General features: G+C 32.5%; 24 protein-coding genes and 1 pseudogene. 6 read left to right on the forward strand and 19 right to left on the reverse strand.

Annotation, left to right across the window (positions count from 1 at the left end):
• Nucleotides 1-293: 293 nt before the first annotated feature.
• From kdpB to QM746_RS11605, 5 genes are all read right to left on the reverse strand, one after another.
• Entirely contained in the window at nucleotides 294-2,360 is a 2,067-nt protein-coding gene (gene kdpB / locus QM746_RS11585) for a potassium-transporting ATPase subunit KdpB (RefSeq protein WP_414984370.1), read from the reverse strand.
• A gap of 11 nt (nucleotides 2,361-2,371) precedes the next feature.
• Nucleotides 2,372-4,072, reverse strand: coding sequence for a potassium-transporting ATPase subunit KdpA (kdpA, locus tag QM746_RS11590; protein ID WP_414984371.1), 1,701 nt, complete (start codon nucleotides 4,070-4,072; stop codon nucleotides 2,372-2,374).
• Between the two features lie 87 nt (nucleotides 4,073-4,159).
• On the reverse strand, nucleotides 4,160-4,237 hold the full coding sequence (locus QM746_RS11595; protein ID WP_414985149.1) for a potassium-transporting ATPase subunit F: 78 nt from the start codon (nucleotides 4,235-4,237) through the stop codon (nucleotides 4,160-4,162).
• A 358-nt stretch (nucleotides 4,238-4,595) separates the two neighbouring features.
• Nucleotides 4,596-5,945 carry a sigma-54-dependent transcriptional regulator gene (locus tag QM746_RS11600; RefSeq protein ID WP_414984372.1) on the reverse strand — a complete coding sequence of 450 codons (1,350 nt, stop codon included), beginning with the start codon at nucleotides 5,943-5,945 and terminating at the stop codon, nucleotides 4,596-4,598.
• 525 nt (nucleotides 5,946-6,470) lie between these two features.
• Nucleotides 6,471-6,737: a hypothetical protein gene (locus QM746_RS11605; protein ID WP_414984373.1), complete on the reverse strand. Its 267-nt coding sequence runs from the start codon at nucleotides 6,735-6,737 to the stop codon at nucleotides 6,471-6,473.
• 236 nt (nucleotides 6,738-6,973) lie between these two features.
• Here QM746_RS11605 and QM746_RS11610 point away from each other — a divergent pair.
• Nucleotides 6,974-7,801, forward strand: a pseudogene (locus QM746_RS11610) (IS982 family transposase).
• 546 nt (nucleotides 7,802-8,347) lie between these two features.
• Here QM746_RS11610 and QM746_RS11615 read toward each other — a convergent pair.
• From QM746_RS11615 to QM746_RS11630, 4 genes are all read right to left on the reverse strand, one after another.
• A complete protein-coding gene (locus tag QM746_RS11615; RefSeq protein ID WP_414984374.1) occupies nucleotides 8,348-8,572 on the reverse strand; it encodes a hypothetical protein in 225 nt (74 codons plus the stop codon).
• Nucleotides 8,573-8,931: 359 nt separating this feature from the next.
• Nucleotides 8,932-9,657, reverse strand: a complete 726-nt coding sequence (locus tag QM746_RS11620; RefSeq protein WP_414984375.1) for a DNA-binding domain-containing protein — start codon at nucleotides 9,655-9,657, stop codon at nucleotides 8,932-8,934.
• A gap of 86 nt (nucleotides 9,658-9,743) precedes the next feature.
• Nucleotides 9,744-10,463, reverse strand: a complete 720-nt coding sequence (locus tag QM746_RS11625; protein ID WP_414984376.1) for a hypothetical protein — start codon at nucleotides 10,461-10,463, stop codon at nucleotides 9,744-9,746.
• A 288-nt stretch (nucleotides 10,464-10,751) separates the two neighbouring features.
• On the reverse strand, nucleotides 10,752-11,363 hold the full coding sequence (locus QM746_RS11630; RefSeq protein ID WP_414984377.1) for a hypothetical protein: 612 nt from the start codon (nucleotides 11,361-11,363) through the stop codon (nucleotides 10,752-10,754).
• Between the two features lie 21 nt (nucleotides 11,364-11,384).
• Here QM746_RS11630 and QM746_RS11635 point away from each other — a divergent pair, with 21 nt between their 5' ends.
• Nucleotides 11,385-11,516 carry a hypothetical protein gene (locus QM746_RS11635; protein ID WP_414984378.1) on the forward strand — a complete coding sequence of 44 codons (132 nt, stop codon included), beginning with the start codon at nucleotides 11,385-11,387 and terminating at the stop codon, nucleotides 11,514-11,516.
• A 169-nt stretch (nucleotides 11,517-11,685) separates the two neighbouring features.
• On the opposite strand, the gene QM746_RS11640 is transcribed toward QM746_RS11635, so the two are convergent.
• From QM746_RS11640 to QM746_RS11660, 5 genes are all read right to left on the reverse strand, one after another.
• Nucleotides 11,686-13,164 (reverse strand): helix-turn-helix transcriptional regulator, encoded by a 1,479-nt coding sequence (locus QM746_RS11640; RefSeq protein ID WP_414984379.1) that lies wholly within the window; start codon nucleotides 13,162-13,164, stop codon nucleotides 11,686-11,688.
• A 226-nt stretch (nucleotides 13,165-13,390) separates the two neighbouring features.
• The gene (locus QM746_RS11645) at nucleotides 13,391-13,693 is read right to left on the reverse strand and encodes a hypothetical protein (RefSeq protein ID WP_414984380.1); all 303 of its coding nucleotides are present in this window, start codon (nucleotides 13,691-13,693) and stop codon (nucleotides 13,391-13,393) included.
• A 24-nt stretch (nucleotides 13,694-13,717) separates the two neighbouring features.
• On the reverse strand, nucleotides 13,718-14,293 hold the full coding sequence (locus QM746_RS11650; RefSeq protein ID WP_414984381.1) for an NAD(P)H-dependent oxidoreductase: 576 nt from the start codon (nucleotides 14,291-14,293) through the stop codon (nucleotides 13,718-13,720).
• A gap of 77 nt (nucleotides 14,294-14,370) precedes the next feature.
• Nucleotides 14,371-14,919 (reverse strand): hypothetical protein, encoded by a 549-nt coding sequence (locus QM746_RS11655; protein WP_414984382.1) that lies wholly within the window; start codon nucleotides 14,917-14,919, stop codon nucleotides 14,371-14,373.
• On the reverse strand, nucleotides 14,865-15,194 hold the full coding sequence (locus QM746_RS11660) for a hypothetical protein (protein WP_414984383.1): 330 nt from the start codon (nucleotides 15,192-15,194) through the stop codon (nucleotides 14,865-14,867). Before QM746_RS11660 ends, QM746_RS11655 begins: the two co-directional genes overlap by 55 nt.
• A gap of 764 nt (nucleotides 15,195-15,958) precedes the next feature.
• Between QM746_RS11660 and QM746_RS11665 the strand changes: the two genes are divergently transcribed.
• Entirely contained in the window at nucleotides 15,959-16,117 is a 159-nt protein-coding gene (locus tag QM746_RS11665) for a hypothetical protein (protein ID WP_414984384.1), read from the forward strand.
• Nucleotides 16,118-16,170: 53 nt separating this feature from the next.
• Here the strand turns inward: QM746_RS11665 and QM746_RS11670 are convergent, their stop codons facing one another.
• The 4 genes from QM746_RS11670 to QM746_RS11685 form a co-directional block, all read right to left on the reverse strand.
• Complete coding sequence (locus QM746_RS11670; protein ID WP_414984385.1) at nucleotides 16,171-17,172, reverse strand: T9SS type A sorting domain-containing protein; 1,002 nt, start codon at nucleotides 17,170-17,172, stop codon at nucleotides 16,171-16,173.
• A gap of 1,052 nt (nucleotides 17,173-18,224) precedes the next feature.
• Nucleotides 18,225-19,133 carry a YeiH family protein gene (locus QM746_RS11675; RefSeq protein WP_414984386.1) on the reverse strand — a complete coding sequence of 303 codons (909 nt, stop codon included), beginning with the start codon at nucleotides 19,131-19,133 and terminating at the stop codon, nucleotides 18,225-18,227.
• Nucleotides 19,134-19,206: 73 nt separating this feature from the next.
• Nucleotides 19,207-20,103: a LysR substrate-binding domain-containing protein gene (locus QM746_RS11680; protein WP_414984387.1), complete on the reverse strand. Its 897-nt coding sequence runs from the start codon at nucleotides 20,101-20,103 to the stop codon at nucleotides 19,207-19,209.
• Nucleotides 20,104-20,560: 457 nt separating this feature from the next.
• Nucleotides 20,561-21,508, reverse strand: coding sequence for an NADP-dependent oxidoreductase (locus tag QM746_RS11685; protein WP_414984388.1), 948 nt, complete (start codon nucleotides 21,506-21,508; stop codon nucleotides 20,561-20,563).
• A gap of 130 nt (nucleotides 21,509-21,638) precedes the next feature.
• On the opposite strand from QM746_RS11685, the gene QM746_RS11690 reads away from it, so the two are divergent.
• From QM746_RS11690 to QM746_RS11700, 3 genes are all read left to right on the forward strand, one after another.
• Nucleotides 21,639-21,971: a winged helix-turn-helix transcriptional regulator gene (locus tag QM746_RS11690; RefSeq protein WP_414984389.1), complete on the forward strand. Its 333-nt coding sequence runs from the start codon at nucleotides 21,639-21,641 to the stop codon at nucleotides 21,969-21,971.
• A gap of 1,072 nt (nucleotides 21,972-23,043) precedes the next feature.
• Complete coding sequence (locus QM746_RS11695) at nucleotides 23,044-24,066, forward strand: LLM class flavin-dependent oxidoreductase (protein ID WP_414984390.1); 1,023 nt, start codon at nucleotides 23,044-23,046, stop codon at nucleotides 24,064-24,066.
• A gap of 89 nt (nucleotides 24,067-24,155) precedes the next feature.
• Nucleotides 24,156-24,383: a winged helix-turn-helix transcriptional regulator gene (locus QM746_RS11700; protein ID WP_414984391.1), complete on the forward strand. Its 228-nt coding sequence runs from the start codon at nucleotides 24,156-24,158 to the stop codon at nucleotides 24,381-24,383.
• Between the two features lie 581 nt (nucleotides 24,384-24,964).
• Here the strand turns inward: QM746_RS11700 and QM746_RS11705 are convergent.
• A complete protein-coding gene (locus tag QM746_RS11705) occupies nucleotides 24,965-25,273 on the reverse strand; it encodes a hypothetical protein (RefSeq protein WP_414984392.1) in 309 nt (102 codons plus the stop codon).
• Nucleotides 25,274-25,335: the final 62 nt, after the last annotated feature.

Consider the following 25,335-nt stretch of genomic DNA (forward strand, 5'->3'; position numbering starts at 1 on the left):
TAAATGTTGGGGGTTAGGTGTTAGGGATTAGGGATTAGATGTTAGATGTTAGATGTTAGATGTTGGGTGTTGGGTGTTAGATGTTGGATGATGGGTGATGGATGATGGGTGATGGGTGATGGATGATGGATGATGGGTGTTAGATGTTGGATGATTGATGTTGGGTGATGGAAGTTAGAAGTAAAAGACAGAAAAAAATTCACTTTTTCACAGTTTTACAATTTCACTTTTCACTTTTCACTTTTCAGGATTTAACGATTTTACAGTTTAACAATTTCACTTTTAACTTTTAACTACATAAAAGCTGCTACGATTAAATCTATAATTTTAATACCGATAAATGGAATTAATACTCCTCCTAATCCGTAAATTAAAAGATTTCTTCTAAGTAGCGCACTTGCACCAATTGGCTTGTATGCTACCCCTTTTAATGCTAAAGGAATCAACATCGGAATGATAATGGCATTGAAAATAACAGCCGAAAGAATGGCGGTTTCTGGCGAATGCAATTTCATAATATTCAAACCTTGTAAAGCAGGAATAGAAGTAATGAACAACGCTGGAACAATGGCAAAATATTTGGCTACATCATTGGCAATACTAAAAGTAGTAAGCGTTCCTCTGGTCATTAGCAATTGTTTGCCTATTTCTACTACTTCTATTAATTTGGTAGGGTCGTTATCCAAATCTACCATATTACCCGCTTCTTTTGCGGCTTGTGTTCCGCTGTTCATTGCCACGCCTACATCTGCTTGAGCTAGAGCTGGCGCATCATTGGTACCATCTCCCATCATCGCCACTAATCTGCCTTCGGATTGTTCTTTTTTGATGTAGTTCATTTTATCTTCTGGTTTCGCTTCTGCAATAAAATCATCCACACCCGCTTTTTCGGCAATATATTTAGCAGTAAGTGGATTGTCGCCAGTTACCATTACCGTTTTAATACCCATTTTTCTTAAACGTTCAAAACGCTCCTGAATACCGGGTTTTATGATGTCTTGTAATTCTACCACTCCTAAAACTTTTTCGTTTTCTGAAACCACCAAAGGTGTACCTCCGTTACTCGAAATGGCTTTTACAATTTCATAAGTTTCTTTTGGTAAATGATTACCTGCTTTTTCTACAATTTTTCTAATCGCATCCGAAGCGCCTTTTCTAATTCTAGTATTTTCTATATCAATTCCAGAGCATCTTGTTTCTGCTGTAAAAGTGATGTAAGTTGGTGAGAAGTGAGAAGTGAGAAGTGAAATTTCATTTTTAACTTCACTTTTTTCATCTATTTTTTCGCTAAGTTCAATAATAGATTTTCCTTCTGGAGTTTCATCTGCCATAGAACTCAATACTACAGATTTAATAAAATGCTTTTCTTCTACCCCATTTGCCAAGTGAAAATGAGTAGCTTTTCGGTTTCCGATGGTAATGGTTCCTGTTTTATCTAATAACAAAACATCTACATCGCCCGCAGTTTCTACCGCTTTACCGCTTTTGGTAATCACATTGGCACGCAAAGCTCTGTCCATACCCGCAATTCCTATTGCAGATAACAAACCACCAATAGTAGTAGGAATTAAGCATACAAAAAGAGAAATAAATGCCGCAATGGTAATAGGAGTATTGGCATAATCTCCAAAAGGTTTCAAAGTGATGGTTACAATAATGAAAACCAAAGTAAAACCCGCTAAAAGAATAGTAAGAGCAATCTCGTTAGGTGTTTTTTGTCTGGAAGCACCTTCTACCAAGGCAATCATCTTATCTAAGAAACTCTCACCAGGCTCTGTAGTCACTTTTACTTTTATGAAATCAGACAGTACTTTTGTACCTCCCGTCACACTGCTTTTGTCGCCACCCGCTTCTCTAATAACAGGAGCACTTTCTCCCGTAATGGCACTTTCGTCTATGGTAGCCAAACCTTCAATAATTTCTCCATCAGTAGGAATAATATCGCCAGGTTCACAAATAAATATATCTCCTTTTTTTAATTGACTAGAAGAAATAAGCGTTACTTCATCTATTTTTAATTCTCCCAAATGATTCACCCATTTAGCAGGAGTTTCTTCTCTGGTTTTTCTTAAAGAATCTGCTTGCGCTTTTCCTCGGGCTTCGGCAATAGCTTCGGCAAAATTGGCAAACAATAAGGTAAGAAAGAGAACAAACGTAACGATAAGGTTGTAAACCAAGCTTCCCTGATTGTTCTCGCCCAGTGCTATCCAAACACAAACTCCCGTCATTACCAAAGTACCTACCCAAACCATAAACATTACTGGATTGAGAATCATCTTGGCAGGATTTAATTTGATAAAAGATTGTTTCAATGCTTCATTCATTAATTCTGGCTGAAACAGATTATTATTTTTTTTCATGATAAAAATTCTTATTTTAAAGTAAAATATTCTGCAATAGGACCTAAAGCTAATGCCGGAAAGAAAGAAAGCGCTGCCACGATTGCGATTACAGCAAAAACCATCAATCCGAAAGTAGGAGTATCTGTTTTTAAAGTTCCTGCACTCTCAGGGATATATTTTTTAGCGGCAAGACTTCCTGCAATAGCAACCGGACCGATAATTGGAAGATACCTTGCCATCAACATTATTATTCCACAAGCGATATTCCAAAACGGAGTATTATCTCCTAAGCCTTCAAAGCCACTTCCGTTATTGGCACTAGATGAGGTAAATTCGTATAACATTTCACTAAAACCATGAAAACCTGGATTGTTGAGCCAAGAGGCGTAGGTTTCAGAATGGTGAGCATAGGTATAACTGGCGATTGCTGTTCCTGCCAAAATTAAAAGAGGATGCAACAATGCTATCATCATGGCGATTTTCATTTCTTTAGCTTCTATTTTTTTGCCTAAGAATTCTGGAGTTCTTCCTACCATCAAACCGCTGATGAAAACAGCAAGAATAATGAAAATATAAAAATTAAGAAATCCTACACCAACACCACCGTAGAAAGCATTTACCATCATTCCAAGCATTTGATTCATTCCACTTAAAGGCATAAAACTATCGTGCATTGAATTGACACTTCCTGTAGAAATAACTGTGGTAGCAATGCTCCAATACGCAGAAGCCGCAGAACCAAAACGAACTTCTTTTCCTTCCATATTTCCCATATTTTGAGAAATTCCCATGTGAGAAATAGCAGGATTACCGTGTACTTCTGAGATTACTGTAGGTATTGTTAACATTAGAAAGCCAATCGTCATTACTCCAAAAACCGTCCAAGCCAATTTTCTTCTTTTAATAATGTATCCCATTGCAAAAATCATTGCCAAAGGAATAAGCATTTGAGTTACTATTTCAATAAAATTGGTCATGAAATTTGGATTTTCAAAAGGATGAGCGGAATTGGGACCAAAGAAACCTCCACCATTAGTTCCAAGATGTTTTATAGCTACAAAAGCCGCTACAGGACCTCTGCTCACTTCTAAATGGTCGCCTTGTAAATTGGTGACTTTATCTTTGCCTTCAAAAGTCATAGGCATCCCATTAAAAGCCAATAAAGAAGCTACTACAATTGCAATTGGCAATAGAATTCTGGTACAACTTCTCACAAAATAAAAGTAAAAATTACCTAATTTATCCTTAGTTCTTTCTTTCATCGCCATAAAAACCACTGCCGCAATAGCAATACCACAACCCGCAGAGATAAACTGCCAAAGCATTAAAGTAAGTTGACCAAAATACGACATCCCTGTTTCGCCAGAATAATGCTGAAGATTGGTATTGGTAATAAAACTAACGGCTGTATTAAAGGCTAAATCTCCACTCATTGAAGGATTATTGTCTGGATTGAGTGGCAACCAACTCATATTGGTAAGTACAAACATTGCAATTAAAAACCATACCAAATTGATGGTTAACAATGCTACTAAATGTTGCTTCCAAGACATTTCTTTTTCAGGATTGATGCCTGAAAGTTTATAAAAAAACTGGTCTAACGGATTTAAAAATTTATCTAACAAAGTTTTCTCTTTGCTAAATATTTTACCGATGTATCTGCCTAAAGGTATCGCAAGAGATACGGTAACGACAAACATCAAGTTGATTCCTAAAATTTCTGTATTCATATTTTTTTTTAGTTAAAAGCGTTTTTCTTGGTTAAAAGAGCACTGTAAAAAGTATCAAGAATTGACTTCTTCTTTTAAGTTCTCTTCTTAAAATTTCTCTGGTTTTACCAACACATAGCCCATGTAAACAAATGCGGCAATGGCAACGACGAATAAAAAAATCATAGCTTTTCGAAGAATTTGATGGTTAGAAAAAAGATTACAAACACTACAATTCCTGATAGGGTGAGGATAGCTGTCATGAGATAGAATTAAAACTTTTAATAATTAAACTCGCAGTGATTAAAATGCCAAAGTAAGCAGCTAATAAATGCCAAGGCTTACCGAGTTTCCATAGATTTTTTTGAAGGTTTTTCATTGTTTTTATTTTTGATATGCCAAAACATTGTCAATTCTAATTCCAATAATCAAAAAATACATTTAAAGTACTGTAAATCAAATCAATAAAATAAATTATTCATTTTAAAGCAAAAGAAAACCCTTTCAAAATGAAAGGGTTTATACTATCGAAATGAAAGGGTTTTTATTTTATCTTATACTCTTCTAACTTTCTATAGAGCGTCGTAAGGGCAATATTGAGTAATTTTGCCGTTTCTGTTTTGTTGCCGTTGGTATAATTCATTACTTTTTGAATGTGAATTTTTTCGGCACTTGCCAATTCAAAGGCAGACAAAGGTTTTGCAGATTGTTGTGAGTTGGATGTAGGCTGTTGAAATTCATTTGGGAGACTATCCACCGTTAGTTCTTCGCCATCTACTAAAATAATACTTCTTTCAATCACATTTCTCAATTCACGAATGTTTCCTTTCCAAGAGTGAAGCTTTAAAGCTTCTAAATAATCGGCAGAGATTCTTTTTATCTTTTTGTTGGTTTTGGTAGCAAAAACCGTTAAAAAGTAGTTTGCCAACTCTTCTATATCTACCGTTCTTTCTCTAAGAGCAGGCAATGTAATGTTGAAAATATTAATTCTGTAATACAAATCTTCTCTAAAATTACCAGATTGTATTTCCTTTTGCAAATCTCTATTGGTGGCAGCAATAATCCTTACATCCGTTTTAATAGGCTTGTTGTCTCCAACTTTCAAAAATTCTCCAGATTCTAAAACCCTCAATAGTTTGGCTTGTAAATCTAGAGGCATCTCTCCTATTTCGTCTAAAAAAACTGTTCCGTTGTTGGCTTCTTCAAAAATACCTTTTGCATCTTTAGTAGCTCCAGTAAAAGCACCCGCTTTATGCCCAAACAATTCGTTTTCTAATAATTCTTTACTGAAAGCTGAACAGTTAACGGCTATAAAATTGTTTTTACTTCTTTTGCTCGCCTGATGTATGGCTTGTGCAAAAACCTCTTTACCAGTACCCGTTTCTCCTGTTAACAAGACGGTAGCGTCTGTATTTGCTACTTTTTTTGCGGATTCTACAGCTTGTTTTATGAGTTTAGATTTCCCTATAATTTTCTCGAAAGATAGTCTTTGGTCTAACTGTTTTTCTAATTGAATAACCCTTTTGTTGAGTTTAACTTTTTCTGAGGCTTTATAAAGCAAAGGGATAATTTTATTATTATCGTCTCCTTTGGTAATATAATCGAAAGCTCCATTTTTAATGGCTTGTACCCCATCTGGAATATTTCCAAAAGCCGTAAGAAGGATTATCTCAATGGCAGGAAATTTTTCTTTTACCAATTTAGAGAATTCTACACCATTGCCGTCTGGCAATTTCACGTCACAGAGAAGTACATCTACCTCATTGAGTTCTAATTTTCTCCATCCCGTTTTAAGGTCTGGAGCTTGAATTATATCAAAACCTTCTAAAGAGATAATCCTAGAAAGAAGGGTTCTTATCTTTTCTTCGTCATCAATAATGAGAATTCGGTGCATATCGAAATATTTGGTGCAAATATACAGCAGAACTTGGTTTGTTGCGCTGATAAAATTAAAACAGGTTCTAATTCTTTGGATGCATATTATTCTGCTACTTGAAGATTTATAGGGGGGAATTGGAGAGGAATTTTGGCTTTGGCTTCGACTCCGTTCAGCCACCGCTTCGGGAACGTCGTTCGCAGACTATCGTCTGTGCTCAACCACCGCACGTGTACTCAGCCACCGCTTCGGGAACTTCGTTCGCAGAATTTTTGTTGGGTGAGGGATGTTGGATGATGGATGTTGGATGTTGGATGTTGGATGCTGGGTGTTGGGTCTTAGATGCTGGAAGTACGAGTAGATGGTGATTTTTAGTTAATTTTAGACACCCTGCCCTTCGGGCACCCCTTCTGAGAGAGGGGAATTTTGGCTTTGCAATCATTATAAAGCTGCTCTGTAATTTGTAAAAGTTCATACCCCATCAATAATAAAGCTGCCAAAATTTGACAGCTTAGTAATGGATAAAATTATTTCTTTTTCTGATTAGGGTTCATCTGTTTCCCTTTGTTTCCTTGATTTTGAGCGTATTATCAATGCAGGCACTTGAAATGTAATTGATTTTCCTCCACCCGTTGGGAAAACTGCCAAAATTGATTTATTAGCCAATGCTGCTTTTTCTTGTAATGCTTCACCTCCGTAGCTTCTGTAAGAGTCAAAACCAAAAAATTTTTTCAGCCCTTTGTGAGCATCTAAAAAATTATCACAGTATTCGCATCCACTTATGCAAGGTTTGTTCCTTAATAAAAACATTAACTGTTCTACTTCGGGATAGTTTTTTAATACCCATGGTGGGGTAATAGAATGTATTTTTTTATATTGAATACCCGTTGTGCATTATGAATAAAAAGAATAAAGTTGTTCATTCGATTTAAAATCAGTAAATTGTTTTTACCACAAAACATTTACAATGAACAACTTGCAAGCAAATTACGAAAGAAACCTAACGAAGTGGTTCGACGGAGTCAATTTTGGAAGTTTTAAGAAAAATATCCAGTGAAAATCTTCTATCTTATCAAAGACGAGTGCCAAAACTAAAAGATTTGGAATTGATTAGTCTCGTTCTAACTGCTGAATTTATGGGAATTGATAGTGAAAACCATCTTTTTCGCCATATCCCCGATACACTTGGGCAAAAAATAGATCGAAGTGTCTATAATCGACGGAAACGCAGATTAGCCAGTAAGATTAATGAAATAAGAATGAAACTGGCAAGAAGTTTTAACGAACATGAGAAGTTCTTTATCATTGATAGTATGCCTGTAGAAGTTTGCAAACTTTCCAGAAGTCACACCTCAAAAATTTGTAAAGATGCTTAATATTGTTATCCAAACAGAGGTTTTTGTGCCTCCCAACAAATGCATTTTTATGGTTACAAACTTCATGCGGTTTGTTCTATAAGTGGAATTTTCCAAAGTATCGATTTAAGTCCAGCCTCTGTTCACGACATTCACTATTTAAAAGATATTAAAGAACAATTGTCGGATTGTACATTACTTGGGGATAAAGGATATTTGTCATCTGAAATTCAAATTGATTTATTCAATTATGCAAATATAGAATTAGCAACGCCCAAAAGAGTGAATCAGAAAGATTACAGACCTCAATTTTATTTGTTCAAAAAACAGAGAAAGAGAATTGAGACACTGTTTTCGCAATTATGTGACCAATTTATGATTAGACGTAATTATGCAAAGAGTTTTGAGGGATTTAAAACCAGAATATTAGCTAAAATAACAGCTTTAACCGTTGTGCAATTCATCAATAAAGTCTATTTCAAGCGAAATATCAATAATTTAAAAGTCAATATTATCTAAAATGCACAACGGGTGTTATTTAATTATATAAAAGGCAGGCTATTCGCCTGCCTATAAAAATTAAATAAAATCATAGCAATGTACATTTGCGAGATTATACTCTGGATATTCTTCATTATATAATAATGGAAGCTTATATACCACTATTATTTTTCTAGACCATTTTTCTAATAATTATCGTGATGAACTAATTATTTCTTATCTAGAATTCATTTGTCTAATTCTGTCATGAGATAAAATATTGAACTCGCCTGCTCTGGTCTTTAGATTACTATCATTTCAGAATATCCATTTATTAATATAGTAGTAATTGTGTCAGAGGAAGTATAACTCTTATTATTACACTCACAAATTACCACTTATCAATACAATTTAAAAGCCTTCAGAGACTTATGATGAACGCTGCTCTTTTCTAAAAAACACATATTTTTCGATGTATTATACATGATGAAAAACTATAAATACTCTGAAGGCTATATCATTTAAAGCTGATAATTATTACTGTTAATGAAATTGGTTTTAATTCACTATGTTTCTAAATCTTCATCACAATATGCCAATAAAGTAATCTTTTACATAATCTTCTTCCAGAAACAAATAAAGCTTGACAGAAAATAATCCAAATAAATATCTTCTGATTACATATACCCGAGAATATGAACTAATATAGCAGGCTTTTTCAGTAATTAATTTTTCTATCTCATGTATTGGCTCTCTAAATATTCTGCTTTCATTTTCTTTTATAATTGAGATGATATTATTTCTTTTCATTTCTGGTGGCTATTAATTAGTTATTGTAGCTGATACTAATTTTTATTTTTCTTTAGTTTTTATCATTTTTCAGATTCTATTTTAGCAGACATATAATTTCTATTACAAACAATAAAGTTCTTTTTGAGATAAGTAAAAACAGAGATCCGATTATGCAAATACATTAAAAAAGACTGAATCCTAAGACTCATAAGACTATGATAAAAAATTACTAATTAAATTACATAATCTTCACTCTGTTTCATACTACATCTTTATTATTAGTGGTCAATTATTTATTTGCTCGTACACTATACTGATGGTTAGTATTGCGTTATACTAACGTCTAGTATCGGGTGATACTAACATTTAGTAAAAAACTAATCTACTGTAAGCTGCTTCTCAAACGCAGCAGTACTGGGTTCTTTCAGAGATATTTTACCTCCTGCATACTGTGTTACCACTTCTACTGTATAAGTGCCGGCAGTTAATGCAGGAATCACAATAATTAGTTCAGATGGATTGTTGGTAACTATATCACTTACTTCTACCGCTATTCTTGTTTGGGTAGTAGTCTCCACAAAGAATACTCCGTTGGCGACATCTTCTCCTGCAATTTTTATTTTGTTACCACTGATTTTGAGGTTTCTGTTTGGAGTAAGCAAATCGTTTACCGAGCCGCTCTTTACATCCGTTACCTGAAGAATGGCAGAAGAGGCGTCTGCGACACCTAAAATATTGACTTCAATAGTAGGGGTTTCTGCTCTGAGTTTCTCTCCCTGATTGAATTGAAAAAGAATAGTGTGCTTAGCAGAGTTGAAAGTTTCTGTTGGGCTATCGAATACTCCTCTTATTAGAGTAGAAGCAGTGAAATAGCCTGTGTTAACGGAATATCCATCGCAAAGCTGGTATGCCATTTCTTTTAAGAAAAGTTCTGTGGCGTGTTGCATAGATGCTGCCGAAACATCTGAACCACAACGATTAACAGCTGCTTCACATATTTGTTTCACATTAAAACTTCTTTCGCTTACAGTGCGTGCAATATAGTCGTTTTTGGTAAGAGCATTGTCGTAGAGATACGCCTTAATTTTGTGTAAAATTGCCATAATGTTGTAGGTTAATGGTTATTTTATTTAACTGCCGATTATTAGAACCAGCAATATAACCAGACTTAGCTTTTTTGATTCTTTTTCTAATTATCCAACTTGCGCCAGCTAGAACCGTTCCAGCCATAGAAACCAGTACCATCAAAAATAATAGTTCCGGCACCTCCATCAGGAACAGGTGTTGTAGCACCATGGGCAATGCCTGTATAAGTAGAACGATTACCAATTTTTATAGCACCATTTATATCTAATTTTTCTTGAGGCGTTTCTTTTCCTATCCCAATCATATCTTTTTCGGTAGATTCTGAAGCTGAACGACTCTTTAAAAATAATAATGCTCTTGATTCATCAGTACCATCAGTTGAAAAAACAGAATGACTAGTAAATTTTAAACTTTTATCAAATTCAAGCCCTACTTCTCTGTTATTAGTTATAGTTGCATCTGAATTATAAAAAGTAGTGTTTGATATTTTCCTCCACACAGGGGAAAGTGATGAAAGGTTTGGTGTACTATCTGGAGGGTTTGGAAACGGATATTTGGTTGCAACTATTAAATCTGTTGAATGTGCATTTATGTATGGATTATTTCCAGCGTTACTGTCCATCAGAAAACCATTCCCAATTACATTATAAAATACTCTATTCGATGTATTATTTATTATGGTATAGATTCTTCCTAGGCAAGTCGAAGGATTTGGCAATCTAACTTTAGCAGTACCAGAACTTTCATAGATTACAATTGTATGATCATTTTCATCTACTATAATTGGTGTATCTGTTGTTACATAACGTATGATATTGGACACGCTTCCATTTATGTCTAAAGATGAATTAGGTATTACAGTTCTAACACCTACTCTTCCAGCAGAGCTTACGAAAAAGTCATTTTTTTGCTGTAACGAATCCGGATCTCCGGTTGTAGGATTGTCTTTCCCTCCGTCAATATGAAAAGTTCCACGAGGGTTTTCAGTGTTAATACCTACCTGTCCATAAGTTGAAATAGCACAAAAAGCTACTATTATTGTAAATATATATTTTTTCATTTGTGTTTTATTTTCATTTGTTTGTTAATCTGATTTGTATATAACTTTTATTTAGACAAAAGCAGGAGGAGGTCTAACAATGAAGGAAATTGGGCAATTTATATAACAATCAGTTTTGTGGGGAGAAATACAACCAATCTGTCTGGCTGCAATTATTTTTTCAATTTTTAACACGGTTTCTGGTAAAGCTTTGCTACACTGCTGATACGAGGGTACTGCAAATACAAAACGAACCAATTCGGATACAAAAAGATTGTTTTCCGAGTCCAAATTTTCTACAACAAATGATAGCTCTGATGTTTTCAAGTGCTTAGTTGTTGAAATTTTTGGAAGAAATTTTTCAACAGCTCTGTTAATATAAATGTTTTTTTGACTCGAAGATTTTTTCTTTTTTATATGAATAATATCAGCGTTTGCAAGTTGATGTACACCAAAATTTTTAACATATGTTCCCTCAATAACGTAAATTTTTGCTTTTTGAATCTCAGAAAGAACCCCAGAAATATAGGTGCCTTCTTTAATGCTGACTACCGTACTATCGGTTAAATAAATGAATCTTTGTGCCTGAATAAATAATGATAAACAAAATAAAAAAGCGATGCAAACCTTCTTTATAAGAAGGCCTTCCGCTTTTCCATCTATATAGACATTTGTGTTTACCATTAATCATAATAAAAAAAATCGATGAAGTATCAGATTTTCTGTTCTGGCAAAGATTACAGAATAATGATTATTGGCAAAAAAAACACCTATTGCATAGATATTGCATTTCAACAAAACATTGAATTACAATACATTAAATTAAAATTCAGATAAAGAAAAAACAATTATAATACATTTACATATAAAAAAACTATTCATAAAATGCTATTTTAGTCTATAAAAAATAGCATTTTTATGAATAGCATTATCAAAATATTTTGAAAACAGATATATCTGTACGAATTACTCCAATGAAAATACGCTAAAAGCAATAGTTATTTAATTATTTGTCTCCCAGTTCTCTCATCCAAACATTGAAATCTTCGTCAGAAGGAATATTGTATTTTTTGCGAAACCTGTTCTTTCTGCTGTGGACAGTAGCAATGGCAACAAAAGTATACTCGGCGATATCTTTCGTAGTAAAGTTCAGATAAGCCAACGCACAGAAAGCGAGTTCACTGTTCCGAATTCTCGGGTTTAGCTCCTTCAGCCTAAAAATCAGATTGGGATACAGCTCATTGAAAAGAACCAGAAATTCAGGATTATTATTTTTTGCAAAATCAATAAGCTCTTGAAATTTCTTTTCTTCAACTTCTTTGGCCAAGTGTTCGTTTTTCCTATTCAAATGAATATTCTGAATTTCAGTTTCTGTAATTTTCTTTTGACTTTCTTCAATAAGAGCTTCTTTGTAATTAATTCGGCGTTTATATTTTCTCCTCTTGTATATAAATATGAAAATTGCTGTCAGAATCAGAGCTGTACATAAAATAATAATAATACTGGTTTTTCTTTTCTGATCTTCTTGTTTAGAAATTATCAGCTCTTCAATAAGTTTATCCCTTGCTTTTTTTTTACTTTCAGATAGAGAATTATCCAGAGTATTTGCTAAAGTAAAAAACTTCAGACTCCTTTCCTTATCTTTGTCATTATAAAATTTAGCTAATTTTATTGCATAATATTTTGTCAAATCAATAAACCCAAATTCATACGAATTTATAAATGCTTTTTCATAATAATTCCCTGCCTCCCTATAATCTCCTTTCTGATTATTAATTATAGCATAATTTTCATATATATCAAACTTGGGCATATTTTCTCTATTAGCAATATCTTCAGCTCTTTTATTATATATAAGAGCGTTTTTAAGATCAGATTTATCTAAATTAAGATTGGCTATTTTAGTATAGGCGGCAACGCTGCAAAAAGCTTTGTTTCCTTTCCCTAAACCACTTAGACTTTCTTCCATTTTATGGGCATACTTCCATACAGAATCTTTTTGCTTAAGCCATTCAAACGATTGTAGCATATTCTGATAGGAATAAAATATCCCCAACCCTCTCTTTTTATTGCTGCCTATTTTTTTTGAATAATATAATTGTAAACGAAAATCCTCTACAGCATAGTTATAAAGCTCTAAATTAGCTCTTACTCTTCCTCTGATTCTATAAAATTCTGCTACAACGTAATAATCCTTCATAAAATCAGCCTGTTTCTTTGCTATTGCAAGGTATTTAAGCGTTTCATCATATTTTCCTTGCTCGACTAAAATTGCGGATTTCAAAACATTTAATCTGGCTAATCCTAATGAATAATTAATTTCTCTAGACATTTTTTCAGCCTTGTTTATTACATCTAAGGCCTCATCAAGTTTAATTGCATTAATCAGATCTTTAGAATCATTTACCAGAGTATCTACCTGGGTGCTGGTTTGCCCCTTCAATAAACCGTTTAAAAGAAGTAAAATAATAAATAGTCTCATCATAAGTGTTTTTGTGTTATAATTTAACTATGTTAAATCCGTAGTTTATTATAAAAAAGTTGTCTGTAGTACTAAAAATTTGCACATTGTATTGAATGGCAATTCAATTATGAACAACCTTGAAGCAAGTTACAATAAAATTTTGAGAACAATGAATAATATTGTGGAAGAAGAAAGTTGAAAGCAAAAACTTAAAGAAGTTGTATCCTTAGTTTTGGTAGTAGAACATTTAGGAATTGATAAGCGAATACGAACTCTTTCGTAAATAGCCCTTATCTTTGTCTTCATTGATAGAAAAGTGGTTAAAGCCGTAGGAAAAGGAAGTTGTTCCATTTTCTTTGATTTTAATTGTTATGAAATTTTTTATTGTAGTTCTAGATAATGAACATTCATTGATTTTAACAGAAACTATTTTGTCTTTTTGTTCTTCGGTTACAACTAAACGCAGTATCCTGTCACAGTCGTCAAGGTCAAAATTCCAATTGCCATTTAAGCAAATCTTGTCGAAATGAGGCTTTAGCTGTTTTGCCATTTTTCTAAGTTTTAAAGACGTATATCATTTTGAAAAATGGTTTTTGATTTTAGTTTCCCATTCTTCAATAACTTCCGAAGTTGCTCTATCTGCCTTGTCTAAAAAGAAATGCGTATTAATTTCAAGCCCGCAATACAAAAAAATACCTTTGTCAGATGTTAGAGATAGTGCTTTGTCCATTCCGATACTTTCGTATTCCGCTTTCGATTTTCCGTGTGTATTTATGATGGTTGCTTGTTTGCCTACGAGCAATCCTTTTTGAACGCCTTGGTCATACCGGTAAGCGAAGCTATAGCTAAAAACACGGTCAATAAATCCTTTCATTATAGCAGGCATACCTGTCCACCAAATAGGGTAAATGAAAATAATATGCTCTGCCCACGAAATAAAATCTTGTTCTTGTTTTACATCGTCCGCAACATTTCCCATTCGTTGCCCTTTCATATCATCAAATGAAAGAGTAGGGCTGAAATTGATTTGATATAAATCTCTAATTTCGATTTCGTGATTTTTGCTTTGCAAACTCTCTACAACAGTTTGTAGAAGATGATGGTTTAAGCTCCCGTTATTGGGGTGAGCATAAATAATTAAATGTTTCATTGTTTCTATTATTTAATTTAACAGGACAAAAGTAAAACAGCTGTATCGGCTAAAATTGTAAGAAAACGAAATTGGAATTATTTAGGCTTTGCAACGCAAATATCTTGTTGGAACTTCAGATATTTTGTTGGACTGATGTTGATATAATGTTTAAAATCGTGAATGAGTTGGCTTTGGTCGTAATAGCCACATTCGTTGATTATATGAAACCAATCAATCTTAGTTGCAGTGGATATGGTGTTTTGAATGAGTTCAAGGGCTTTCAAAAAGCGTAGGTAACGGTTGATTTCTTTGGCAGAATATCCAAACTGCTTTTTATGTAGTATTTGTATGTTGCGTTCAGTCTGTTTCTGTTCGCTGGCTATATGTTTAATTGGATTTTGGTAATCATTATTAAAAATTGCAAACTTCTTAGCAATTGCATTTTGTTCTCTTAAATAAGGCTTGCAAAATGCAAGGATGTAATTTACTTGATGTTTCACGTCTTCGATTTGATTTAGTTCCGTCCACAAAGTAGTAAAACAGTTTTCAGGTAATAAATCGTCGGGGTTGATGGGTAAATGTTCGGCTATTAAAGCATTGCCAAAGAAACGGTAAAAAGCATCGTTCTTAAAATTAGCAACCAAAATTTAGAATATGGAGGTAATGAATAAACAATAGTTTGTTTTATAGGGCCAATAACGAGGCATTTGTCAACCTCTATCTCTATATTGTTTTTTGAATAGAGCAAAGCTTTAGACCCAAAGTTGAAAATTAGAATAGTTTGAAACGAAGGCAACAGCGTTTTGGTTACACTTTCTGTCGACTTGTTTTCGGCAAAGTAAAAATGAGAAAACACTTTTTCAAAGTCTGAAGGAACAGCTAATTTGGAAGTTATATATTTACTTTCGTTGTTTGTCATTCTTGGGATAGTTGTTGGATAGGGTTGCTAAATACGTTTTTGGGCTTGGCGTCATTGGCGGAAATTGAAGTAAAAAGTTTCAATTTTGTGACACGGTAAGCAAAAGCCAATTAATTGAATAAATTTAAGAAAAAAGTCAATTAGCTTTTTGCAGAATAGAAAGCCAAAACTTTGTTTTAAGACTTAACTCGCCATTTCGCCAATACAGTGTACTTGTTGCGCATCTCAAATATAGGTAAAAACTCTTATTTATAATATGAAATTTTCGTAAATTTAAATATGCAAGGACGAAAACACTTCACACCACAACTGTTTTATGAACTCAGTCTGGATATGCTAGTTCCCGAGGATAATTATTATAGAAAATTGTTAACGGAACTGGATTTACATTTTATATATAAATCCACTCAAAAATATTACGGTAAAGAAGTGCAAAAATTGCTTTTCTTTTTTCACTCACAAAAAAACGAGTATCTTCTAAAGGAGTTTTAGGAGATTACGATGGAGATGGTAAAAAAGAATATGCTTATTCTAAAGTTTTAGATTGCTCCGAAGATTGTTCGGGTAAATGCGAAACAACAGTTTATTTTAGTGATAAAAAACTGAAACCTTTTACCATTAAAAACTCTAAAAACGGAGATTTATACAATCTGAAAGATTTAAACAATGACGGCAAAGACGAAATTGGGTTTTATCCTAATTGGTGTACAAGTTGTTGGCAATCTTTTTATGTTTTTACATTAAGAAAAGATGGCTTTAAATACTTGGTAAAACCAATTCTTACACATTGCATTCAATGGAATGATGATAAGAAACTGCCGATAGAAAAAGTGAAGAATAAAAAAGGTTTCGTGAAAATTACAAGCAGCATAACCGAAAAAGAAGAAATAAAAACCGTTTCTAAAATTGTGAAAATAAAATAAGGCTGCCCTACTTTTAAGACAGCCTTATTTTGATTGATATAAATAAATGGATTCTAATTTTTTATAAATTTCTTAGAAATATTTTCTGTATTGTTTTTAATTTGTAGAAAATATACTCCTTTTGGAAGTTTTTCTACAGATATTTTTTGAGATGATTTTGTTATTTTTCCTGTTAGTAATATTTTTCCGTTAGAATCGAAGATACTGTATTCGCTGTCTAAATTCGTAATAGTTTTATCTAGATCTACTGTAATTGTATTTTTTGCAGGGATAGGATAAATACTAAGTTTTTTAGCTGTATTGTTTTCAGTAGTACTTAAAAAAGAGTCGGCTATTTTATAAGCAACTGTAGTATTAAAATTCCAATTAGATGTATTGTAAATATTTGCTAAATCGGTTGTTTTGTTTCCTGTTAACACAACAGAAGATTTTAAAACACCATTTCCGCCAACTTGTCCCCATAGAAAAGAATTACCAGAAGCAGATAAAGCAGAAGGTTGTACACATGCCGTTGGATCTTGTAGACAATTTGTTAATGTTGGGCTCCAAGAGCTATTTAATCTAATTGCAGAAATTAATGTAGGACTAGCTAATGTGCCTTGAAAAGCTATTACAGATTCTCCAGATATGGTAATATTAACATAATAACTTGAAGAATTATAAGTGGCAGCAGTTCCTGTTAGGGTGCCTTTGTTTACAGAAAGTGTTGATTTTACGTTCATGTGTATTATTGTACCATAAGGAAGAGCTGTGTTAGCTGTCCATGTTACAACACCATCAGTCAATGCTCCTGTATTAGCTCCACAAGGATTAGCAGATTGAAAAGCAGGGCTATCTGAACGCCAACCAAAATCTGTAAAAGAAATTTGTGTTCCGCTACTAATGTTTTTTAATAATACAAATGAAACATTGTCGTCATTACTCGCTGAGTTTAATGAGTTGTCGGTTGCATTAACCATTACAAATGCTATGTCTCCTGCCGCTAAAGTAGTTTGAGCGTTAAACGTATTGAAAGCCAGAGTACATAATGCAAAAAAAGATAATTTTTTAATCATAGTTATAGTATTTAAATTAGTTTTTATTAATAAATGAATTTTTATTAAAAATAATGAAATTTTTATCGGTTTTATTAATTAGTATGTTAAATTATTAATAAGTTACACCCGTTGTGCATTATTAATTAAATGAGATAAAAGTTGTTCATTTGATTGAAAATCAGTAAATTGAATTAACCACAAAACATTTAAAATGAACAACTTAGACGCAAGTAACAAAAGAAACCTAACGAAATGGTGACGGAGTCAATTTTGGAAGTATTACGAAAAATATCAAATGAAAATTTATTTTCTTATCAAAGACGAGCGCCAAAATTAAAAGATTTGGAGTTAATAAGTCTTGCCTTAACAGCTGAATTTATGGGCATTGATAGTGAAAACCATCTTTTTAGGCAAATTCTCAAAACAATATAATGCAAGATAGAACGAAGTATTTATAATCGTCGTAAACGTAGATTGGCAAATTCAATCAATGATTTACGTATGAAAATTGCTAAAAGTTTTAATGAATTTTGAGAAGTATTTCATTATTGACAGTATGCCTGTAGAAGTTTGTAACTTCAGAGCATATTAATTAAAAAATCAACTTTAGCAGAGTTTCAGTATCAATGTTTTGGTTAAATACAAAGGAACATTTTTTTATTACTAATTTAGAACAATATCATCCTAAAATCTACTCTATAGCTAAAGCATATCTACTGTATGGCTAGAGTATGAAATCTTATCAATACCAGATGCCATATTTCATGACAAATTTTGGTACTATTGCAATTAACAAGTGACTGTAAAAACATCACAATCTTACAAACAAATATAGCATTTTATTTGAGCTATAGCGAGATAAATCATATTTTATGTATGTGATATATTTAAAGGATTTCTCGCCATCAACTACAGTTGAGTAGTTTAAAAGATAACACTTATAATCCTGTTCTGTTTTATTGATACCTCAGATTTATCCAAAAAAGAGAACCTTGTCGAAGAATAAAAAAAATCGTGTATTTTGTTTTTCATCCGGAAGAAAGAGTTAGCCTAGCTACCTGCTGGCTCTATTATAGTATCACAATTAGTGATGTCGCAGAGATAATAATCCATAATAGAATTCCTTGTAACATTGGTTTTATTCCGACAGATTTTAATGTTTCTTTAGAAAGACTACTACCAATTAAAAATAAAGTTAACGTCAATCCAATTTTAGAAATATGTACAATTGAATTACTGAAATTATGAACAAAAGGGATATAAGTATTCACAATAATTGCAATGACAAATAAGCCAATAAAATACGGAATTTTGATTTTTGTATCTTTTGAATGATACACAAAAGCACTTAAAAAAGTTACTGGGATTATCCATAACGCTCTTGCTAATTTTACGGTGGTAGCTATTTGTAAGGCTTCATTTCCGTATTTGCTAGCAGCTCCCACAACGGAACTTGTATCGTGAATGGCAATAGCACACCATAAGCCAAATTGAGCTTGTGAAAGATTTAACTGTGTTCCAATAAAAGGAAAAACAAAAAGTGCAATGGAATTTAGAATGAAAACAGTTCCCAATGCAATACTGATTTCTTTTTCTTCGGCTTTAATTACAGGCGAAACAGCTGCAATAGCACTTCCTCCGCAGATTGCCGTTCCTGCTGAAATAAGGAAAGATATTTTATTGTTTATTTTTAAGTATTTACCTAAAAAATACCCTAAAGTAAGCGTTCCAAAGATGGAAAAAACCGTAAATAATAAGCCCTCTTTTCCTGCTTTTAAAGCCTCATTTATATTCATTCCAAATCCCAAACCGACTACGGAAATTTGTAGTAATAAATGCGTTGCTTTTTGAGTATAAGCAAAAAAAGGATTCCTAAAAAAATTTACGGTCAAAATACCTAAAAGTAAAGCGATTGGTGGCGTTACAAATGGAAATAGGCAAATTGCTAAAGCTATAATAAAAATGATTTTGTTTTTCATTTTGCATTAAAAATTATTTCAATGCAAAATTCCCAAACTTTAAAATGAAAGAGAAATGACTATTTGTAATCTTCTATAATTTAAAGTTATTACTCGATATAAATCTCAAAAACAATTCAGATAGAGGGTGATTATTACCTTGTTGGATAATAAAATAAAAATACCGTTGAATGTCCAAGCCTTTTATATCAATGATTTTCATTTCGTTATTCTTCATTTCTTTTAATACGGAATGAATAGACAAAAAAGCAAAACTATCTGAATGAAGCAAGTAAGATTTTATACTTTCACTATTATCCAAAACCATTTCAATAGCTAATTGCGAAAGTTTTACATTCACTTTTTTCAACGCTGCAACAACAACTTCCAATGAGCCAGAGCCTTGTTCTCGAATAATCATTGGCAGTTTTGGTAAATCGGTTAATGTTAGTGTAGATTTTTTTATTGAATGGTTTGTAATGCTGGCACACAACACTATTTCATCTTTTAAAAATGGCGTATATTTTATATATTGTCGTTTGGATTGACCTTCTATTAATCCTAAATCAATTTTGTTTTCTACTAATAAATTTTCAATATATTCTGTATTTCCGTTAGTTAATTCAATTTTAATGTCAGGAAATTTTTGTTTAAATAATGCAAGATATTTTGGTAAGACATATTGGGCAATAGTGGTGCTTGCTCCTAACATTAGCGTGCCTTTTGCATTTTCGTTTAATACAGACAATTCAAATTCTAAATCTCGATAGACTTCAAAAAGTATTTCAGTATATTTTAATAAGGATAAGCCTGCTGTTGTTAATTTTATTTTTGTTCCATTCCTTTCAAATAATTTGCATTTGTAAAATACTTCTATTTCTTGAATATGTTTTGTTACGGCAGGTTGGGTAATAAAAAGTTCTTCCGCAGCTCTTGTGAAGTTGAGTCTTTTCGCAACTGTGTTAAATACTTTTAATCTGAAGTCAAACATTAAATAAAATATAATCGAGTGCTTTGGTTTTAGGGTAGCCGGTAACGACTTGGCAATTTTGCAAAAACTTCACTAGAGAAATAGTTTCCTTGGGAAAATTTCACAAAAGTGCATGTGTTGGTTGCACAACTCAAATATACATAAAAACTCTCATTTAGGTGATAGATTTTCTGTAAATTTAAAAATACACAGACGGAAAAACTTCACTGTCCGAAATGTCAAAATTCCGAACTTTTCAAAAGGAAAGTTTGGGTTTCTCACTAATCTGCACAATACCTCCTTCATATTGTTGAGTCAAGAGTTTCAAAATTTTAAGACGACACTCACCAAAAATTAAAAACCTCTCTTAAACACCGATTTTCAGTTTATCGAAGAATAAAAGAGGTTGTTTATTTTTAATTGTTCTTGAAAATAAAAGTTGTGTAACAACCACCATAATTAGCTATTGTCCTTTTTGTTATAAGTTCACAACCACTTTTCCTACAACACGATTCGTTTCTACTTCTAAATGTGCATTTGCTATTTCATCAAATGGAAAAGTTTTGTGAATATGTGGCTTTAATGCTCCGTTTTTCAATAGTTGGGCAATAGCATTAATGGTTTCGTTTTTAGATGAAACCATTAAAAACTCAATATTTACGTATTTTTTAATGGCTTTTTCTTTTATTTCATGCGGAATTTCGGGTGTGGGAAGAGTTACGATAATTCCTCCCTTACGAACTAAATCAACCGAATTAAGTAAAGTTTCTCCCTGAATGGTATCCAAAACGATATCGACATCCTGAATTTTTTCGGCAAAATATTCACTTGTATAATCAATGTGCTCATCAGCACCTAAAGACAAAACAAAATTCTTGTTTTTGGCAGAAGAGGTTCCAATAACATAAGCACCCAAATATTTGGCTATCTGAACAGCCGAATGTCCTACACCTCCCGAAGCTCCGTGAACCAAAACTTTGTCACCTTTTTTGATTTTGGCAACGTCCACCAAAGCCTGATAAGCGGTAGAAGCTACCATTGCACTTGCAGCGGCTTGTTGGTGCGTTACATTTTCAGGTTTTAAAGCCAAATGATTTACTGATGATGTTACATATTCTGCGTAGGCTTTTCCGTTTCCGAAAAAATTGACCATTCCGAATACTTGGTCTCCAATTTTAAACTCTGTTACGTTATTGCCTGTTTCCACGACTACTCCCGAAATATCCCATCCTAAAATCACAGGTCGTTCTTCTCCGAAAATCCAACCTAATACTCCGTCATAAGCTCTTGCTTTTACATCAACAGGATTGATGCTGACAGACACGACTTTTACCAAAACTTCATCACTTTTTACGGTTGGCTTTTCGATTTCTGCAAATTGAAAATTCTCTACACTACCTGCTTCTTTTAAAATAACTGTTTTCATTTTTCTAATGTTTAAAATTATGAAGCGAAGATAATTTAATAGTATATTTGTCGCAAGTATGCACTTTTTTGTACTCTACAAACTAAAAATATACTATTGTTGATTATCAATTATTTATAAAATATTAAAAATGAAAAAATATAGTTCTGAACCTGCTTGTTCGGTTGATTATGCTTTTAGACGAATTGGTGGAAAGTATAAAGGTAGAATTTTATGGTATCTGCATTTGAGAACGATTATGCGTTATGGTGAATTGCGAAAAACACTATATGACATTACTCCTAAAATGCTTACTCAAACCTTACGTGAATTAGAAGATGACGGATTAGTTAGTCGAAAAGTTTATCACGAAGTTCCTCCAAAAGTCGAATATTCTCTAACCGAAGTTGGTTCGGAATTAATTCCTTTTATCAGCCATTTGAAAGATTGGGGCGATAAACAAGTTGCGAAAATTAAAAGTTAGTTTCTTACGGTGCATTCTGGAAGGGTTAAAGCATTGGCGTATTTGCGCAAAAAAACATCAATGCTTATATCCCGAATTTTGGTCAATACAAATCCGAGAGAGCAGGATTTAGCTTTAATAAAGAAGAAAAACTATCAACCAATAAAGAAAACAAAGCAAAACTGCTTTTTAGGTTAGCAAAGGTTACAACAAGCACATATACTCGAAACAGCGAAACAGATTACAAAACTGTCGCAATATTGAAGTCAATGGCTTTTGGAGGACATTCGTCCAAATTACCACAGCATTAAGACAATCCCAAGTTCGGTTTCTAATTCGCCCACAATATATCTGTCAGACATTTACCCTAATCGGCACGGTCTTTACCTTCTTACTATTCTTCAAAGATACGTTAATATGCCAATACATAAATGTACCCTAATGGTCAACCGCTATAATCGCCCTTTCTTTAGATTGAACAATAATAGATTTTATGTCTGATATTATAGATAGATAAGCTAGCATTGTTTTATAAAATTTTAAGCCGAGCAATTTACTTTTGATGAGGTACATCAAATTTGAGACACTACAAAATACATTTAAGCTCGGAGATTGTTTTATAGAAGAAAATTGAGTTTTCACCATATAGACAAATGCTTATTAACCCCTTACAAATATAATAAAATCAGTCAATTACAATATATATCACTTTTTTTATCAAAAATTGTAATAAATTAGAATGCCAAGTTAAAGTTAAATTAAAAAAAAACTATATAATTCACATTCTTTTTAGACTACATATTAATAAAACAAATACAATTAATCCAAAATAAAAGGTTATCTCAAAAGTGAGACAGCCACATTAAGTTTCTCATTTTATTATTCTTAAAGTTAGCTTTGGAACGATATTATCTAAAAATCTACTCTATAGCTAAAGCATATCTACTGTATGGCTAAAGTATGGTTAAAGTATGAGCGCTTTCCTTTAGGAAACCACTATCTTTTGGTAAGTCTTTTTGTGATAACTTTGCAAAATGCTAATGTAAATTCAGCAGATAAGCAATAAAATTAAAAAAAATTACCTCAACTAAAAATGACAAATAAAATAACATACTCAATATTAGAACTTGCCATCGTTTCTCAAGGAAAAACTTTTAAAGAAACTTTAAATAATTCGTTGGCTTTGGCTAAAGTAGCAGAAGAAAACAATTATAAAAGATTTTGGTTTGCAGAACATCATAATTCTGATGCTGTAGCAAGTTCTGCCACCTCAATTCTTATTGGTTATGTAGCCGAAAATACAAAACATATCAGAGTTGGCTCTGGTGGTATAATGCTACCTAATCATTCACCTTTAATTATCGCTGAACAATTTGGCACTTTAGAACATCTTTATCCTAGCCGTATTGATTTAGGATTGGGCAGAGCGCCAGGAACAGACACCGCAACAGCACAGGCAATACGTTCAAATTTTATGCAAGCAGCACACTCCTTCCCTAATGAAATCAATAAAATTCAAAATTATTTTGATGGAGAAAATAAAATATCTAATGTAAGGGTTCCTATTGCAGAAGAAACAAATGTACCATTGTATATTTTAGGTTCTAGTACAGACAGTGCCCATTTAGCTGCAGAAAAAGGGCTTCCTTATGCTTTTGCCAGTCATTTTGCTTCTACACACCTATATAATGCATTAACGATTTATAACCAAGAATTTCAACCTTCTAAATTCCTTAGCCATCCTTATACAATAACAGGCATCAATGTGATTATGGCAGATACTGATGAAGAAGCAGAACGACTATTTACTTCATTAATAAGAATGTTTTACGGTATGTTAACGGGAAATAGACAGCAATTGTACCCTCCAACCGAAATGACTGATGAATGGAGAAATATTTTGAACCATCCTAGTGTATATCAGATGTTAAAATTCTCCTTTGTAGGAAACAAAGAAAAGGTAAAAAAACAAATAAAATCTTTTTTGGAAGACACCAAAGTAGATGAATTGATTATAGCCTCTACCATTTTCGATATTGAAGACCGAAAAAAATCCACTGTTCTTTTTGCAGAAGTGATGAAAGAAATCAACGAAGAATTGGTACACCCGAAATAATAAAAAATTATGACATCCAAAAATACGTACTGTGACTGTATTGACACAATAAAACCTGTTCGTGATACACTTGATGTCATCAACGGGAAATGGAAACTCCCCATCATTATTTCTATAAAAGTAGGAAACGAACGTTTACAGATATTCAAGAAAGCATCCCTGGAATTACACCTAAGGTACATGCAAAAGAGTTGAAAGATTTAGAACAACATAAACTGATTAAAAGAACTATTATTGATGAATATCCTATCAAAATTTCTTATACAATAGAACCATTTATGCACTTAAAGACTGGGGATTTAACCATAGAAAGGTAGTAACAGAAAGAACCTGAAAATACTCATAACAATTTTAAGAAAGTATTTTAAATAATCATGGAAAAATTTTACAGGCAGACATAATTTGTCTGCCCGTAAAATGTAAACAATCTTCGCGATGTACACTAGCGAAGTTTTTTTGGATATTCTTCAAATTAAACTAATGGAGCTTATATACCATCATTTCCCTCAGACCAATACATTAATAAATACCACATTGAACTGATTACTTTTTATCTAGAATACACACGTTTAATAGTATCGTAGGATATTTAATTAAACTCGCCTTCTCTAGTCTTATTGGGCATTATTTACTGAACATATCCGTTATTAATATCGTAGTAAATGTGTCAGAGGAAGTATAACTCTTATTATTACACTCACAAATACTACTTATCAATCAAATAAAATTTAAGCAGACACTTAAAAATAGAGCCTTCAGAGAATAAAAAACAATGTCTATTTATAAATAAAACATTTTTACAAAACACTACTGATGCCGAAACACTATGAAAACTATAATTACTCTGAAGGCATCTTTATCATCAAATCATATTACTTCTCTATTCAATTTGTATTGACTAGCGACTTGGCAAATATTCTTCTCGATAGATGTTAACATCAAAAAAATAAATGCTGTATAAAAAATCATATACTTTACCATCTTCATAGTCTATAAAAAGGATTAATTCTTTGTGCAAAAACCAATTTTTATATAAATCATAGAAAAAAATATCTGTATATTCTTCATTTTCTATACCTATAAGTTCTCTTACCTCCTTTTTTGTTAGTCCAATACATTCAATATCAGCTTTTAAAAGATATTGTTTTTTAAGTTCTTCTTTTAAATTCTTAAACTTTAAAATTTTTCCAATTATCCACTGTATCATCTTCAATATAAACCCAAAAAGTAATACTAAATATTTTTCTTAAAAATTTAATCATCATTTAC

Origin of the sequence: Cloacibacterium sp. (assembly GCF_047601505.1) — a bacterium.
GTDB lineage: Bacteria > Bacteroidota > Bacteroidia > Flavobacteriales > Weeksellaceae > Cloacibacterium.

Coding starts and splice junctions, on each gene's coding strand:
- QM746_RS11605 (WP_414984373.1), bottom strand. CDS start 6,737: ATGTTTTTATTAAGGAACAAACCTTGCATAAGTGGATGCGAATACTGT.
- QM746_RS11635 (WP_414984378.1), top strand. CDS start 11,385: ATGAAGTATCAGATTTTCTGTTCTGGCAAAGATTACAGAATAATGATT.
- QM746_RS11680 (WP_414984387.1), bottom strand. CDS start 20,103: ATGTTTGACTTCAGATTAAAAGTATTTAACACAGTTGCGAAAAGACTC.
- QM746_RS11595 (WP_414985149.1), bottom strand. CDS start 4,237: ATGATTTTTTTATTCGTCGTTGCCATTGCCGCATTTGTTTACATGGGC.
- QM746_RS11645 (WP_414984380.1), bottom strand. CDS start 13,693: ATGGCAAAACAGCTAAAGCCTCATTTCGACAAGATTTGCTTAAATGGC.
- QM746_RS11620 (WP_414984375.1), bottom strand. CDS start 9,657: ATGGCAATTTTACACAAAATTAAGGCGTATCTCTACGACAATGCTCTT.
- QM746_RS11695 (WP_414984390.1), top strand. CDS start 23,044: ATGACAAATAAAATAACATACTCAATATTAGAACTTGCCATCGTTTCT.
- QM746_RS11650 (WP_414984381.1), bottom strand. CDS start 14,293: ATGAAACATTTAATTATTTATGCTCACCCCAATAACGGGAGCTTAAAC.
- QM746_RS11640 (WP_414984379.1), bottom strand. CDS start 13,164: ATGATGAGACTATTTATTATTTTACTTCTTTTAAACGGTTTATTGAAG.
- QM746_RS11670 (WP_414984385.1), bottom strand. CDS start 17,172: ATGATTAAAAAATTATCTTTTTTTGCATTATGTACTCTGGCTTTCAAT.
- kdpB (WP_414984370.1), bottom strand. CDS start 2,360: ATGAAAAAAAATAATAATCTGTTTCAGCCAGAATTAATGAATGAAGCA.
- kdpA (WP_414984371.1), bottom strand. CDS start 4,072: ATGAATACAGAAATTTTAGGAATCAACTTGATGTTTGTCGTTACCGTA.
- QM746_RS11660 (WP_414984383.1), bottom strand. CDS start 15,194: ATGACAAACAACGAAAGTAAATATATAACTTCCAAATTAGCTGTTCCT.
- QM746_RS11690 (WP_414984389.1), top strand. CDS start 21,639: ATGAAAAAATATAGTTCTGAACCTGCTTGTTCGGTTGATTATGCTTTT.
- QM746_RS11675 (WP_414984386.1), bottom strand. CDS start 19,133: ATGAAAAACAAAATCATTTTTATTATAGCTTTAGCAATTTGCCTATTT.
- QM746_RS11630 (WP_414984377.1), bottom strand. CDS start 11,363: ATGGTAAACACAAATGTCTATATAGATGGAAAAGCGGAAGGCCTTCTT.
- QM746_RS11685 (WP_414984388.1), bottom strand. CDS start 21,508: ATGAAAACAGTTATTTTAAAAGAAGCAGGTAGTGTAGAGAATTTTCAA.
- QM746_RS11705 (WP_414984392.1), bottom strand. CDS start 25,273: ATGATACAGTGGATAATTGGAAAAATTTTAAAGTTTAAGAATTTAAAA.
- QM746_RS11600 (WP_414984372.1), bottom strand. CDS start 5,945: ATGCACCGAATTCTCATTATTGATGACGAAGAAAAGATAAGAACCCTT.
- QM746_RS11700 (WP_414984391.1), top strand. CDS start 24,156: ATGGAAACTCCCCATCATTATTTCTATAAAAGTAGGAAACGAACGTTT.
- QM746_RS11615 (WP_414984374.1), bottom strand. CDS start 8,572: ATGAAAAGAAATAATATCATCTCAATTATAAAAGAAAATGAAAGCAGA.